The organism is Neorhizobium galegae, assembly GCF_017877135.1.
Lineage (GTDB): Bacteria > Pseudomonadota > Alphaproteobacteria > Rhizobiales > Rhizobiaceae > Neorhizobium > Neorhizobium galegae_A.
This window is the reverse complement of sequence record NZ_JAGIPH010000006.1, coordinates 299751-314889: the sequence shown is the minus strand read 5'-3', so window position 1 is coordinate 314889 and position 15139 is coordinate 299751. Positions and strand designations below refer to the sequence as shown.

13 protein-coding genes are annotated in these 15139 nt (G+C 62.8%); 10 read left to right on the top strand and 3 right to left on the bottom strand.

Translation table 11 applies throughout. The features are described 5' to 3' along the window. Positions 1–2 precede the first annotated feature (2 nt). From J2858_RS18490 to J2858_RS18465, 6 genes are all read left to right on the top strand, one after another. Complete coding sequence (locus tag J2858_RS18490) at positions 3–1595, top strand: ABC transporter substrate-binding protein (RefSeq protein WP_210106308.1); 1593 nt, start codon at positions 3–5, stop codon at positions 1593–1595. Positions 1596–1673: 78 nt separating this feature from the next. After that, positions 1674–2750, top strand: coding sequence for a DUF917 domain-containing protein (locus J2858_RS18485; RefSeq protein WP_210106307.1), 1077 nt, complete (start codon positions 1674–1676; stop codon positions 2748–2750). Further along, the gene (locus tag J2858_RS18480; RefSeq protein ID WP_210106306.1) at positions 2747–4282 is read left to right on the top strand and encodes a hydantoinase/oxoprolinase N-terminal domain-containing protein; all 1536 of its coding nucleotides are present in this window, start codon (positions 2747–2749) and stop codon (positions 4280–4282) included. The genes J2858_RS18485 and J2858_RS18480 overlap by 4 nt, the downstream gene beginning before the upstream one ends. A gap of 278 nt (positions 4283–4560) precedes the next feature. Then, positions 4561–5580, top strand: a complete 1020-nt coding sequence (locus J2858_RS18475; protein ID WP_210106305.1) for a GntR family transcriptional regulator — start codon at positions 4561–4563, stop codon at positions 5578–5580. Further along, on the top strand, positions 5580–6599 hold the full coding sequence (locus J2858_RS18470) for a ketopantoate reductase family protein (protein WP_210106304.1): 1020 nt from the start codon (positions 5580–5582) through the stop codon (positions 6597–6599). The genes J2858_RS18475 and J2858_RS18470 overlap by 1 nt, the downstream gene beginning before the upstream one ends. Next, positions 6596–7342 carry an SDR family NAD(P)-dependent oxidoreductase gene (locus J2858_RS18465; protein ID WP_210106303.1) on the top strand — a complete coding sequence of 249 codons (747 nt, stop codon included), beginning with the start codon at positions 6596–6598 and terminating at the stop codon, positions 7340–7342. Before J2858_RS18470 ends, J2858_RS18465 begins: the two co-directional genes overlap by 4 nt. A 56-nt stretch (positions 7343–7398) precedes the next feature. Here the strand turns inward: J2858_RS18465 and J2858_RS18460 are convergent, their stop codons facing one another. From J2858_RS18460 to J2858_RS18450, 3 genes are all read right to left on the bottom strand, one after another. Then, positions 7399–8352 (bottom strand): isoaspartyl peptidase/L-asparaginase family protein, encoded by a 954-nt coding sequence (locus J2858_RS18460; RefSeq protein ID WP_210106302.1) that lies wholly within the window; start codon positions 8350–8352, stop codon positions 7399–7401. An 84-nt stretch (positions 8353–8436) separates the two neighbouring features. After that, entirely contained in the window at positions 8437–10029 is a 1593-nt protein-coding gene (locus tag J2858_RS18455; protein ID WP_210106301.1) for an ABC transporter substrate-binding protein, read from the bottom strand. Continuing rightward, positions 10026–10592 (bottom strand): MarR family winged helix-turn-helix transcriptional regulator, encoded by a 567-nt coding sequence (locus tag J2858_RS18450; RefSeq protein WP_210106300.1) that lies wholly within the window; start codon positions 10590–10592, stop codon positions 10026–10028. The genes J2858_RS18455 and J2858_RS18450 overlap by 4 nt, the downstream gene beginning before the upstream one ends. Before the next feature lie 188 nt (positions 10593–10780). Here J2858_RS18450 and J2858_RS18445 point away from each other — a divergent pair, with 188 nt between their 5' ends. From J2858_RS18445 to J2858_RS18430, 4 genes are all read left to right on the top strand, one after another. Further along, positions 10781–11482, top strand: coding sequence for a creatininase family protein (locus tag J2858_RS18445; RefSeq protein WP_210106299.1), 702 nt, complete (start codon positions 10781–10783; stop codon positions 11480–11482). A gap of 71 nt (positions 11483–11553) precedes the next feature. Next, the gene (locus J2858_RS18440) at positions 11554–12525 is read left to right on the top strand and encodes an ABC transporter permease (RefSeq protein WP_210106298.1); all 972 of its coding nucleotides are present in this window, start codon (positions 11554–11556) and stop codon (positions 12523–12525) included. A gap of 1 nt (position 12526) precedes the next feature. Further along, positions 12527–13402 (top strand): ABC transporter permease, encoded by an 876-nt coding sequence (locus J2858_RS18435; protein WP_210106297.1) that lies wholly within the window; start codon positions 12527–12529, stop codon positions 13400–13402. Further along, positions 13399–15126 (top strand): dipeptide ABC transporter ATP-binding protein, encoded by a 1728-nt coding sequence (locus J2858_RS18430; protein ID WP_210106296.1) that lies wholly within the window; start codon positions 13399–13401, stop codon positions 15124–15126. Before J2858_RS18435 ends, J2858_RS18430 begins: the two co-directional genes overlap by 4 nt. The last annotated feature ends 13 nt before the right edge of the window (positions 15127–15139 follow it).

Genomic DNA, 15139 nt, shown 5'->3' with positions numbered 1-15139 from the left:
GCATGAAATCCATGGTTTACAAGCGTCTCGCCGCACTTGCGCTCGGCACGGCGCTTACGCTCTCCGCAGGTCTTCCGGCAGCGTCTGCCGCCGACAAGATCTCGACCGTCGTCAATGTGCAGCAGATCTTCAGCTCGCTCGATCCGGCCAAGGTCACCGACTATACCGGCTATATGGCCGTGGTAAACATGTATGACGGTCTGACCACCGTCAGCCCCTCCGGCGAGATCGTGCCGCATCTGGCAAAGTCCTGGGATGTGTCGGGCGATGGCCTGACCTATACCTTCCACCTGCGCGACGACGCAAAGTTCCTGGATGGAACGCCGGTGAAGGCCGCCGACATGGTCTGGTCCATCCAGCGCCTGCTCGGCATCAACAAGGGCCCCTCCAACCTCATCACCGGCGTGCTGAAGCCGGAAAACGTCACGGCTCCGGATGAGAAGACGCTCGTTCTGAAGATCGACCGGCAGTTCTCGCCGTTCCTTGCGGCAACGCCCTTGATGATGGCGCTCAACAAGACTCTGATCACCGCCAATGCCAAGGCCGACGACAAGTGGGGCGAGGCCTATGTCGGCGAACATTCCGCCGGCTCCGGCCCCTACAAGCTCGTCAGCTATAACCGCTCCGCCGACATGGTGATCGCCCGCAATGCCGATTACTTCCTCGGCTGGACCAAGGGCACGCCGGTCGACGAGGTCCGCTTCGTGCAGACCAGCGACGATGCCACCGTCAAGGCGCTGGCGGAGAAGGGCGAACTGGGTCTTTCCTCGCATGGTCTCGGCAACGATACCTACGAAGCCATCGGCAAGATGGCGAATTACAAGCTGATCCAGACCCGTACCTCCGGCGGCTTCGTCATCAAGCTGAACACCAAGGTCTATCCGACCGACGACGTGCATGTGCGCCGCGCCATCGCCTATGCCACCGACTACAAGACGATCCAGGAGATCATCTATCCCGGCACCGACATGCAGGGCCCGCTCTCGACCGCCTTCAAGGATGCCCATAACGGCGACATCAAGCCCGGCACCTTCGATCTGGAAAAGGCGAAGGAGGAACTGGCGAAGTCGAAATATGCAGGCCAGAAGATCACGCTGGTGAACAGCTATGTCGCCTCGCTCGCCTTCGAGGCGGAAGTGGCGCTTTTGCTGCAGGCCAATCTGGAGCAGATCGGGATCACGCTCGACATCAAGCCGGAGCCGTGGAACCGCATCGTCGAGCTGTCTTCCAAGCCGGACACGACGCCCGCTTCCACGCAGGTCAACATTTCGCCGACCTATCCCTCGCCGGACTCGATGTTCTACAACCAGTACCACTCCAAGGCTTCCGGCACCTGGATGTCGATGGAATGGCTGCAGAACCCGGAGATCGACGCGCTGATCGACAAGACGCGCGGAACGACCGACGTTGCCGAGCAGAACGCCGTCTACAAGGACCTTCAGGCGAAGATCGCCGACCTGCAGCCCGATGTCTGGGCCGTGGCACCGAACCGGCGCTATGCCGCCAACAAGTGCCTGCAGGGCTACCAGTTCATTCCCATGCAGAGCTGGGACCTGAACTTTGCGAACTTTACCTGGGATTGCAAGGCGAAGTGATCCTTCCCGCATCATGATGACAACCGGCCCCGCCCGCGGGGCCGGCATACCCCCTCCTTGCCCTGCCGAAGGTCGGACATGCTTGAAGAATTCGCAGAAGAACACATCGAACCGCTGGCCATCGGCGCCTGGATTCTCGGCACCGGCGGCGGCGGCGACCCCTATATTTCCACGCTGAACCTCAGGCGGCTCTATGCCGAGGGCGCCCGCGTCGATCTGATGGATCCGATGGCGCTCGACGATGACGACATGGTCGCCGTCGTTTCCAAGATGGGGGCACCGCTGGTCGGCCAGGAACGGCTCGGCGATCCCGTGCATCTGGCCCGCGCCGTCGAGGTGATGGAGGATTATATCGGCAAGCGTTTCCGCGCCATCATGAGCGTAGAGATCGGCGGTTCGAATGCGCTCTCCTCCTTCCTTGCCGCTGCCGTTCTTGATCGCCCTGTCGTCAATGCCGATGCCATGGGCCGCGCTTATCCGGAAGCGCAGATGACCTCGTTTGCCATCGGCAACCTGCCGATGTTCCCGCTCTCGCTGGTCGACGTGCGCGACAACGAGGTGATCGTGACCCGCGCGGCCTCGTGGAAATGGATGGAGCGCATCTCGCGCAAGGTCTGCACCGAAGTCGGCTCGACGGCTGCCACCTGCAAGGCGCCCCGCACCGGCCGCGAGGTGAAGGAATGGGGCATTCACGACACGGTCACCAAGGCCGTCGAACTCGGCAAGGCGGTGCTTGATGCCCGCCGCAGGCATGCCGACCCGGTGGATGCCATCCTTGACCACGAGGGCGGCAAGCAGCTGTTCCGCGGCAAGGTGATCGATGTTGCCCGCGAAACGACCGGTGGCTTCCTTCGCGGACGCACGATCATCGAAGGGATCGATGGCGATCGAGGATCACGGCTGGAGCTTGCCTTCCAGAACGAATGGGCCGTTGCCTTTCGCGATGGCGAACCGGTGGCGATGACGCCGGATCTGCTCTGCCTCCTCGACACCATCTCGGGCAGCGCGATCGGCACGGAATCCGTCCGCTATGGCCAGCGCGTCACTGTGGTGGCGCTGCCGGCGCCGGCCCTTCTCACCACGCCTGCCGGCATTGCCGCCGTCGGCCCCCGCACCTTCGGCTATGACATTGACTTCAGATCGGTATTTCCATGAAACGCATCGGTATTGACGTTGGCGGCACGAACACGGACGCTGTTCTTGTCGATGGCGAGCGCATTTTGGCCTCCATCAAGGTTCCGACCACCCAGGACGTGCTGTCGGGCGTGAAGGCTGCCCTCTCGCATGTGATCAACGCGCCCGCCGCGGCCGGTATCGCCGTTGATGCGGTAATGATCGGCACCACGCATTTCACCAATGCCGTGGTGGAGCGCGCCCGTCTGGAGCGGGTGGCGGCAATCCGCGTGGCGCTGCCGACCGGCCGCTCGCTGCCACCCATGTGCGACTGGCCGCGCGACCTCTACGACGCTGTCGATCCGATGATCGTCATGGTGCATGGCGGGCACGAATATGACGGCAGCCCGCTGGTGCCGATGAACCCGGATGAAATCCGCGATGCCGCGATGCGCATCCGCGATGCCGGCATCACCTCGATTGCGATCTCCGCCACCTTCTCGCCGCTGACCACCGAATGCGAGGTGCGGGCTGCAGAAATCGTCCGCTCCGTCATTCCGGATGCGAAGATCACGCTTTCCCACACGCTCGGCCGCATCGGCCTTCTGGAGCGGGAAAACGTCGCAATCCTGAATGCCGCGCTGCAATCGCTGGGCAAGACGACGGTGCAGGCCTTTGCCGATGCACTGTCGGAGATCGGCGTGACCGCCCCCTTCTATCTCACGCAGAACGACGGCACGGTGGCGCTTGCGGATGTCGCGGCGGCCAATCCTGTGCACAGCTTTGCCTCTGGCCCGACCAATTCCATGCGCGGCGCCGCCTTCCTCACCGGGCTCGAAAATGCCATGGTGGTGGATGTCGGCGGCACCACCTCCGATATCGGTTGCCTCATCGGCGGCTTCCCGCGCGAGGCCAACAACATCGTCCATATCGGCGGCGTGCGCACGCTGTTCCGCATGCCGGATCTGCTGCCAATCGCCCTTGGCGGCGGCACCATCATCAACCCGGAAACCGGCGCGATCGGCCCGCGCTCCGTCGGCTACCGCATTCTCACCGAAGCAAAAGTGTTCGGCGGCTCGACGCTCACCACTTCCGATATCGCGGTCGCCGCCGGTATCGTCGAGATGGGCGACCGGGACCGGGTGAAAGGGCTCGACGCGGGTCTCGTGCGGGCGACGCTCGCAAGGATCAGCGAGATGGTGGCCGACAATTTCGATCGGATGAAGACCTCTGCCGAGGATGTGCCGCTGATCGCCGTCGGCGGCGGCGCCTTCCTGATCCCGGACAAGGTGCCGGGCGCCTCGGAAGTGGTGCGGGTGGAGAATGCCGGTGTCGCCAATGCGCTGGGCGCTGCCATGGCGCAGGTCTCGGGCGAGGTCGATCAGGTGTTTTCCGGCATGAGCCGCGACGCGGCACTGGCGGCGGCAGAGGGGGCTGCACAGGACGCAGCCATTGCCTCGGGCGCTCTGCGCGGCAGCCTCAAGACGCTGGAAGTGGAGGATATCCCGATCGCTTACCTCCCCGGCGGCGCGCGGCGCGTGCGCGTGCGCGTCATCGGCGATATCGCGTCCTAGGTCGCGGCCTTTTATCCGCTGACAGTGATCGGGCCTCTCCCCGGAGGTCCGATCGCCGCCTTGTCGTTGAGGAGACAGAGCGGGCCTTGCTGGAGCAGGTGTGATTTCAGCCTGAATTGCGAATGCTGAACGTCGCCAATCACCAACCGTTCTAGTCTATAGATACAATATGGGGCAAATCCCTGATTGGCAGCCATCAGCTGCGCAGAAACCTTGACCGATATCGCTTCCGATGAGAGTATCGTATCAATCAATTGATACGATATCCGGCGATAGCCATGCAGCTCACCATTGATCGTACATTGCCGGTGCCGTTGCGCAGCCAGCTTCACGGCCTGATCGAGTACGGGATCAGTTGCGGCGAGTTGGCGCCCGGAGAGACGCTTCCCTCCGTGCGGGAGTTGGCGGAAACGCTGGGCGTCGCGCCGATGACGGTCGCTCAGGTCTATGCCGACCTCAAAGCCGCCGGCCTCGTCGAGACACGACCGGGGGCAGGCACCTTTGTCAGCGAGCGCCAGCAGCGGCCGGCACCGCCCGTCGGCGAGCTGTCGATGCTCTACGGAAAGATCGACGCCCTGATCGAGCAGAGCCGCAAGCTCGGCATGCGCTCGGCGGACCTGATGGCTCTCATCGGCGGACGCGTTTCGCAAGGCAGCGCCCGTGACGGCAGGCGGCGCATCCTCATGGTCGGCCTGTTCCGCGATGCGACCGAAAGCTACGCCCGCTTCATCGCCGACCACCTTGGGCCGGATGCGATCGTCGAGCCGGCAACCGTGTCCGCCCTCGAAAACGACCCGGCACTGCGCGCGCGTGCCGGCACGGCGGATCTTGTGGTGACCTTCGTCAACAAGCAGCAGCAGGTCGAAGCGCTCCTGCCCGACACCCGCGTGGTGGCGATCCGCTTCACGCCCTCGCAGGACACCCGGCAAGCGCTGGCCGCGCTGGATTCGCTCGCTCGCATCGCAGCCGTCTCCCGCTTTCCCGAATTCCTGCCGATCCTCAAGAGCGGCGTGACCCGCTTTGCCCCGCATGTCGCCGACGTGATAGCCGATACCCTCGACAGTCCCGATCTGGCAGCGATGATCTCCAAGGCCACGGTGCTGGTGTTCGCAACCGGGGCGGAAGACGTCTTGGCTGAGATCGCCCCGGACATGCCGGGCATCGAATACCGTCACTCACCCGACACCGCAGATATCGAGCGGATCATCCTGCCCGCCTTGCGTCTGGCAGGCCAGGCGCCACGGCCGGGCCAGGCCGACCATTTACAGTCAGATCTATTAGAGAAGGAAGCGACTTGATGAGCCAGCCGATCGTGATCTGGGGAGCGGGCGCCATCGGCGGCACGCTGGGGGCGGCGTTCCTGCGCGCCGGTGAGGAGGTGATCTTCGTCGATACCGCAAAGGACCATGTGGATGCCATCAATGCTGGTGGTCTGCGCATCGCCGGGCCGATTTTCGAAGGCACTTTCCCGGCCAAAGCCTGCATGCCAGCCGAACTGGAAGGGCAATACGAACGGATCTACCTCTGCGTAAAGGCGCATCACACGGAAGCTGCGACGCAGGCGCTGGTGCAGCATCTGTCCTCGGATGGCTATGTGGTCTCCGCCCAGAATGGCCTGAACGAACAGGTGATCGCGCGCATCGTCGGTGAACATCGCGTCGTCGGTTGCTTCGTCAATTTCGGCGCCGATTACCTGGAGCCGGGCCTCGTCCACTATAGCGGCCACGGCGCAGTCGTCATCGGCGAACTCGATGGGCGGTTCTCCGATCGCGCCGAGGAAATCTACGACCTGCTGAAGCAGTTCGAACCGAAGGCGCTGATCACCAACAACATCTGGGGCTTCCTCTGGGGCAAGATGGTCTACGGGGCGCTGCTGTTCGGCACGGCCCTCACCAATGACAGCATCGCGGATGTTCTCGACAACCCGGTCGCACGCCCGATCCTCAGAAGGCTCGCGCTGGAGGTGGCAACCGTCGCAGCCATCAACAACATCACGCCCGAAGCCTTCGACGGCTTCAATCCCTCGGCGTTCGGCCCGCTTGCGCAGCAACAGGAGACCGATCGCTCCTTTGACGACATGGTCGCGCATAACCGCCGCTCACTGAAATCCCATTCCGGCATCTGGCGGGATCTGGCGGTGCGCAAGCGCAAGACGGAGGTGGATGCGCAGGTCCTGCCCGTCGTCGCCATCGGCCGGGATTCGCGCGTCGCGACCCCCATGGTGGCAAGACTGGTCGACATGATCCATGAGATCGAAGAGGGCCAGCGTCCGCTCGATCTTGCCAATCTGGAAGAACTCGGGAAGGCCGGCGCATGAACATTTCATTCGAGGGGAAGATCGTCGTCGTCACCGGAGCGGCCCACGGCTTCGGGCGGGCCATTGCCCAGGGATTTGCAAGCCGCGGCGCCCGCGTCCACGCATGCGACGTGAACGAAGCCGGGCTTGAAGAGACGGTCGCGCTTTGCGGCGCGCATACCACTGCCCATAGTCTCGATGTCGGCAATCGGGCCGACGTTCACGCCCTGGTCCCCTCCTTCGGCGCCGTCGATATTCTCGTCAACAATGCCGGCGGCGTGCGCGGCCAGGTCGGGCGCCCGATCGAGGAGATCAGCGAGAGCGACTGGCAGGCCATTCTCGACGTCAACCTGTCGGGCGCCTTCTTCATGGCGCAGGCGGTTGCGCCTGCCATGAAGACGAAACGGTCCGGCCGCATCATCAACATCTCCAGCGGCGCCGGGCTCGGCATTTCACTCACCGGCATCCAGTCCTATGCCAGCGCCAAGGCCGGCCAGATCGGGCTGACCCGTCAGCTCGCCCATGAGCTCGGCCCCTTCAACATCACCGTCAACAATGTCGCGCCGGGCTTCGTGCGGTCCAATCCGGCAACGGAGCGCCAATGGGAGGCCATGGGCGAAGACGGACAACAGCGGCTCGTCAACAACATCGCGCTGAAGCGACTTGGCAGCGCCGAGGATATCGCCGCCATGGTGATGTTCTTCGCCAGCGAGCATGCAAGCTGGATCTCCGGCCAGATCATCAGCGTCGATGGCGGCAAGTGACAGCGGCGGGGACGCCTTGAGAGGCGTCCCCGGTCGCTTCCTCGTCTCGCCGGCCCTTATTCCGGCTGGACGTGAAACACCTGCGCATGGGTCGCGACATAGAAGTCGCCCTCCGGCGTGACCCAGCCGCGAAACATGCCATCCGTGTTGTAGGGGGCGGTGATCGATCCATCGGCGCCGACAGCGACGAGACCGGCGCCGACGTCATGCTGCTTCAGGTCGTGCTGGATGACCTTGGCGGCCGCAGCTTCAAGACTTTCACCCAGATAGGCGATGCGGCTGGCGACTTCGTGTCCAACGGCATAGCGCATGAAATATTCGCCCTTGCCGGTTCCGGAAACGGCGCAGGCGCCGTCGCGCGCATAGGTGCCCGCCCCGATGATCGGCGTATCGCCGATGCGGCCATCCGGCTTGTTGTTATAGCCACCGGTCGAGGTGGCGGCCGCAAGATGCCCCTCACCGTCCAGCGCAACCGCACCGACCGTGCCATGCTTCTCCGCTTCGCTTGCCTTTGCCGCCGTGCCCGCCGCCGCATGCGCCTTCATCGCCGCAAGCGCTTTTGTGCGCCGTTCGGTGGTGAAGTAGTCCGGTTCCACCATCGCAAGCCCCGCCTGTTCGGCAAAGGCATCCGCTGCCGGCCCACCCAGAAGAAGCGCATCGCCATGCTCCATGATCTTGCGGGCAGCCTTTACCGGATTGCGGATGCGCCGCACGAGCGTGACTGCGCCAGCTTCCAGCGTCCTGCCATCCATGATCGACGCATCGAGTTCATGCCGACCTTCGGTATTGAGTGCAGCGCCGTAGCCGGCATTGAAGTGCGGGCTGTCCTCCATGACGACCACGGCTGCCTCGACCGCGTCGAGCGCCGAACCGCCTGAGGTCAGAACATCCCACCCGGCCTTCAGGGCGCGGCCGAGATCGACCCGCGCGGCGGCCCATTCCTCCTCGCTGAGGTCGAGCTTTGCCATCACGCCGCAGCCGCCATGAATGGCCAGAGCAAGAGTTCCCATCTGTGTCTTCCCGATTGATGTGTGTTCAAAATACAGAAAAGGCCGGGCAAGGCGCCCGGCCGGTCGTTGCAATGAAAGTTATGCCTATTTGACTGGGCGGATGTTCATCGCCAGCGTATCCTCGTCCGAGCGGGGAACAATGGTGATGGTCTTCTTCATGCCCCAGGCGGAAATGGTCGAGGCAATGGCCAGATAGGGCCGATCGGTCGCGACAAGCGCATTGGCATCCATCAGGAACTTTTCGCGCTTTGCCGTGTCCATCTCGACGGCGGCGTCCTCGATCAGCTTGTCCATCGTCGGGTTGACATAGCCGCGCAGGTTGAAGGCCCCCAGCTTCTTTGCCGGATCGTTCGAATGCGTCAGCGAGGACAGCGTGTAGTTCGACTCACCCGTCAGCGTGCCCCAGCCGGACATGGTCAGGGAGTAGTCGCCCCGGGTGTTGGCGGGGAAGAAGACGGCACCCGGCTGGGCGTTGGCTTCCACCTGGATCCCGACCGCCGTCAGCATCTGGGCAATCGTCGTGCCGACATCCTTGTCGCCCGGCAGGCGATCATTGGTGAAGGAGAAGGTCACCTTGAAACCGTTGGGATAGCCGGCCTCGGCCAGCAATGCCTTGGCCTTGGCAGGATCGGCCTTCGTCGGCTTCACGGCCGGGTTCCAGCCAAAGATGTTCGGGGTGACAAGCTGCGACTGAACCGCACCCATGCCTTCCATGGCAATCTCGGTCAGGGCTTCCCGATCGATGGCGAGATCGAAGGCTTCGCGGACCTTGGCGTCCTGGAAGGGGTTCTTGGGCAGCGGCGATCCGTCCTTGGCGCTGACCTGCGGGGGCTTGTCGCGGAAGTCGAAAGCCATGTTGAACAGGTAGACGCTGTCCTCGCGAACGATGGAAAGCTTGCTGTCCTTTTCGAGCGTCGGCACGTCTGACGACGGGATACGTGCGATCATATCGACCTGACCGGCCTTCAGCTGGGCAACGCGCGCCGCATCATTGGGGATTTCCTTGCGGATCACCTTGTCCCAGGGCTCCTTTTCGCCCCAGTAGCCGTCGAACTTCTCAAGAACGAGCTGTTCCTTCGGCGTCCAGGATACGAACTTGTAGGGGCCGGTGCCGATGGCAGCCTTGCCGGAATTGAAGCCTTCGGCAGCCTTGTCGGCGCTTGCGGAATAGTCCTTGGCCGCGGTGTGCGACACGACGAACAGACGGATGAAGTCGTTGGGCAGGTTCGGTGCGGGACCATCGGTCTTGATGCGGATCGTATAGGGATCGACGATCTCGATTCCACGCACGCGACGGACATAGATGGTCGTCGGGTTGGGACCCGTCACGGCCGGAATGCGTTCGATGGAGAACTTCACGTCTTCGGCGGTGAAATCGGAGCCATCGTGGAATTTGACGCCCTGGCGCAGCTTGAATTCCCAGGTCGTGGCATCGACGGCCGTCCAGCTGGTGGCAAGACCCGGCTCAAGTTCCAGATTGTTGCCGGATTTCACAAGCGAATCAAAGATATGCTTCATGGCTTCGGCATGGGTGCCGGCCGCCGTGAAATGCGGGTCGACCGACAGCGGACCGGCTCTCACGCCGATCGTCAGGTCTGCGGCAAGCGCTGCCGACGATACGCCGCCCAGCAGGGCAGACACCAGCGCGACGGTGCGCAACACCTTGGAAATGCTCATTCTTCGTTCTCCTCTATGTTTATCATGGGTGGCGAGACAGGTGAGTTCACGACGACCTTTGCCAGAAGCTCGGACAGCATCAGCATTTCCGCCGGCGTCAGGGCGGACACCATGGCTCTTTCGCGCTCGACCATCGGCTGGATGGCGGCGTCCACGATGCGCCTGCCCTCCTCCGTGATGTAGAGAACGAAGCTGCGCAGATCCGCCGGATCGACTTCGCGACGAATGATGCCCTTGTCGATCAGCTTCTGGATGGCCCGGCTGATGGTGTTCTTGGGGAAACCCGAGGAGACGCAGATGGCACTGGCTGTCAGCCCGTCAGCCAGCCCAAGCGAGTAAAGCACGACGAATTCCGGCCGTGGCAGACCGAACTCCTTTTCCGTCCAGCGATAGATCGGCACGTTGAACTGCAGCGCCAGGAAGTTGATGCGGAACGAGAGCCAGCAGGGGTTTTCCCACAGTTTCACCCCCACCAGCGCATCGACCGGCTCTCCCGTCGACAAGGTTTTTCCACCCTGGCGAAGAAGCGTTTCGAGCGACGCCTGCTCCAGCTGCACCGTCATGTCTCCGCCTGCCCCATTTATATTTTGTACCGTATGGAACTTGACGGTCAGTTATTTGCCTGTCAATCTCTTTTTTTAGTTCCTTATGGAACGTTATCTCTGATGAGTGCAGAGCTCGCCGGAGCTTATTTTTTGTGCGCATGCGAAATAAATGACGGTCGCTGCGCCAATGGGGACAGGAGTTGCGCATGAAGATTGCCGATATGAACTGGATGCAGGTCGAAGAGCGCGCCGCCAAGGACGACCGCTGCATTCTTCCGATCGGCAGCGTCGAGCAGCATGCCTATCTCAGCCTTGCAACCGACATGATCCTGGCTGAAAAAGTGTCCGTGGATGCCGCCGAACCTCTTGGCATCCCGGTGTTTCCGGTTCTGCCCTATGGGCTCGCATCCTCCTTTGCGACATTCCCGGGTACGCTGACGCTGTCGCTCGCGAGCTATATCGGCATCATTCGCGACCTGATGGACAGTATCCACCGGTCGGGTTTTCGCCGGATCCTGATCGTCAACGGCCATGGCGGAAATACACCGGCCACGGTGGTGATTTCCGAATGGCTGAACGCGCATCCGGACAGTTCGGTGAAATTCCATGACTGGTGGCGGGCGCCGCGGACGCTCGCAAAAGTTCAGGCCATCGATCCGGCAGCCTCACACGCCTCGTGGATGGAAAACTTCCCCTGGACGCGCACGAACGACCCGCGCCAGCCTGCCAGTGCAAGACCGCAGGTGGACTATGCCCGCCTTGCCCGCGTTGACGCGGCACGCAAACGCGACATGCTGGGAGATGGCAACTATCACGGCCTCTACCAGCGTCCCGACGAAGACATGCTGGCGATCTGGGAGGTTGCGGTCGCAGAGACCCGGGATCTTCTCGAAGGCGACTGGCACTAGCTTCATCCACACGCATCCAAGGCCAAACCAAGCCCGCGCAAGACGGGACGAGTCATGAGGACGGGGATCCATTGTTCGGTTTTATCGTGCAGCGCCTGTGGCAGGCCGCCATCGTTGTCTTTGCCATGTCGGCGCTGGTCTTCACAGGTGTCTATGCGGTGGGCAATCCCATCGACGTTTTGATTTCGCCTGACGCGACACAGGACATCCGGGCTGCCGTCATTGCCCAGTATGGCCTGGATCAGCCGTTGTGGCGGCAGTATTTTGCGTTTGTCGGGCGGGTCTTCGAGGGCGATTTCGGTCGATCGCTGGTCTACAACATGCCGGTCAGCGAGTTGATCCTGTCACGACTGCCCGCGACGCTCGAACTGACGCTGGCGGCCGTCATCTTTGCCAGCCTCGTCGGCATTCCCATCGGAATGTATGCCGGCTACAAGCCGTACAGCCCGGTCTCGCGCGCCATCATGGCGATCTCCATCCTCGGCTTCTCGGTTCCCACCTTCTGGTTCGGCCTGATGCTGATCATGGTCTTTGCCGTCCAGTTCGGCATCATGCCGGCCGGCGGACGGGGTGAAACGGTCAGCCTTTTCGGCATCGAGTTCTCGTTCCTCACCATCGATGGTTTGCAGCATCTGGTTCTTCCGGCGCTCAACCTTGCTCTGTTCAAGTTCTCGCTGATGATCCGGCTCGCGCGGGCAGGAACGCGCGAACTGATGCTGAGCGATACGGTGAAATTCGCCCGCGCCGCCGGTCTGTCGGAATTCACCGTTCTCAGCCGCCATGTGCTGCGGCTGATCTCCATCCCGCTCGTCACCGTCTTCGGACTGGAACTGGGCTCGACGCTTGCCTTTGCCGTCGTCACCGAGACGATCTTTTCCTGGCCGGGGCTCGGCAAGCTGATCATCGACAGCATCACCTCTCTCGATCGACCGGTGATGGTTGCCTACCTGATGCTGGTCGCCCTGTTGTTCATCGTCATCAACCTCGTGGTCGATCTCACCTATGCGCTGCTCGATCCGCGCCTGAGAAAGGGACGTGCCTGACATGCGCGACACTCTGTTTGGCCGTTTTCTCGAAGAATATTCCCGCAACAAGGTGGCAACCGGTGCGGCGATCATCGTCTTTCTCATCGTCCTGATCGCCCTGATCGCACCGTTCGTCACGCCGCAGGATCCCTACGACATCGGAAGCCTTGTGCTGCGCGATGCGCGCCGGGCGCCGGGTTATGTCGGCACCGGCGGCTATACCCATTGGCTCGGTACCGATTCCCAAGGGAGGGACCTGCTCTCTGCAATCATTTACGGTCTGCGGATCTCGCTGCAGATGGGCGTGATCGCCGGTGGCATTGCCTTCGTCATCGGCGCGATGGTCGGTTGTTCGGCCGCCTATATCGGCGGGCGCTACGAGAGCCTCGTCATGCGCATCGTCGACCTGCAGCTGTCCTTCCCGGCGATCCTTCTGGCCTTCGTCATTGCCGCTTTGCTGGGACAGGGCCGCTACCAGCTCATCATGGCACTGATTTTCGCCCAGTATGCCTATTTCGCGCGAACCGCCCATGGCGCAGCCTCCGCGGAGCGGCAGAAGGACTATGTCGAGGCAGCACTCTCCATCCCCCTGTCGCCCTTGCGGGTCGTGGTGAAGCACATCCTTCCCAATTCCCTGCCGCCGCTGATCGTGGTCGCGACCGTCCAGGTCGCAAGCGCGATCTCGCTTGAAGCCACCCTCTCCTTCCTCGGCGTCGGCCTGCCGCCCACCGAACCCTCACTCGGCATGCTGATCTCCAACGGCTTCCAGTATCTCCTCTCCGGCCGCTACTGGATCTCCATCTATCCCGGCCTGGCGCTGATCCTGTTCATCGTGTCCCTGAACCTTGTGGGCGACCAGATCCGCGACCAGCTCAATCCGAGGCTCCGCCGATGACCGACACGCAGCCACACGCCACAACGGCACCCTTGCTCGACGTCACCAATCTCGCCACGTGGTTTCCCACCGGGCGTGGTGAGATCAAGGCCGTCGATGGCGTCTCCTTCTCTCTGGCGCCCGGCGAGGTTCTGGGGCTCGTCGGTGAATCCGGTTCGGGCAAGTCGATCACCGGCTTCTCGATCATCGGCCTGATCGATGAACCCGGGCGCATTGTCGAAGGATCGGTGAAGCTGGAGGGGCGCGAACTGATCGGCCTTCCCGCGCACGAACTGCGTGCCATCCGCGGCAAGACCATTTCCATGGTGTTCCAGGACCCGATGATGACGCTGAACCCGGTGCTCAGCATCGGCACGCAGATCAGGCTTGCGCTTGAAGCGCATGAGAGCATCACGGCGGCGCAGGCGCGCGAACGAGCGATCAAGGCGCTGGCGCAGGTCCGTATATCGGACCCGGAGCGCAAGGTGGATTTCTTTCCGCACCAGTTCTCCGGCGGCATGCGCCAGCGCGTGGCGATTGCCATTGCCCTTCTGCACCGCCCGAAACTGATCATTTGCGATGAGCCGACCACGGCGCTGGACGTCTCGATCCAGGCCGAGATCCTTGCCGAGATGAAGGAACTGGTTGCCGAACTCGGCACGGCGCTCATCTGGATCAGCCATGACCTTGCCATCGTCTCCTCGATTGCGGATCGCGTCGCGGTGATGAAGACGGGCAGGATCGTCGAGATCGGTCCGGCACTCGGCGTCCTGACCCGGCCGCAGCACGATTATACCCGCGCGCTGCTGGACGCCCTGCCCTCGCGGGCGAAGCCCGGGCAGTTGCTCCTGCGCGCAAGTGGCATAGCCGATGCGGCACCGCCGCCGCGAAAGGCTGCGACCGCCAATCTCCCGCCGCTCGGCAGCCCTTATCTGGTGATCGACGAGGCGGTGAAGCGCTTTGAAAAGCCGGCCGGCATCATGCGGCGGCTCGCGATCAAGTCGGGCATCGCGCAGCCGGTGACCTCAGTCCAGGCGGTCGATGGCGTCAGTCTTGTCCTGAAGCGCGGCGAAGTGCTGGGCCTGGTCGGCGAGTCCGGCTCCGGCAAATCGACACTCGGCCGCATGGCGGCAGGCATCACGGTTCCAAGCGCCGGCACGGTTCGCCTGAACGGGCAGCCTGTGATGAGCGCTGGTCGTTCCCCCACAAAGATAACGACACGCGTCCAGACGATCTTCCAGGATCCCTTTGCCTCGCTCAACGGCCGCATGCGCATCGGTGACATCGTCGCAGAGGGGCCGCTTGCCCACAGGCTTGTCACGCGTTCCGAAGCGCGGGGCTATGTGGCGGACTGGCTGGCGGCCGTCGGCCTTGATCCGGCCTTTGCCAATCGTTTCCCGCATCAGTTTTCAGGCGGGCAAAGACAGCGCATCGCCATTGCCCGCGCGCTTGCCATGCAGCCGGATGTCGTCGTCTGCGATGAGCCGGTGGCGTCTCTCGACGTGTCGATCCAGGCACAGATCATCAACCTGCTCATCCGGCTGCGATCAGAACTGGACCTGTCGCTGATCTTCATCAGCCATGATCTGTCGGTCGTGCGCCACCTCTGCGACCGCGTCGCCATCATGTATCGCGGGCGGATCGTCGAGGAAGGCGAGGCCGGCGCCCTCTATGCCGATCCGCAGCACGACTACACCAAGCGCCTGCTGGCAGCGGTCCCCGTCCTGCCGATGGCAGCAGAATAACCGGAAGGAAGAG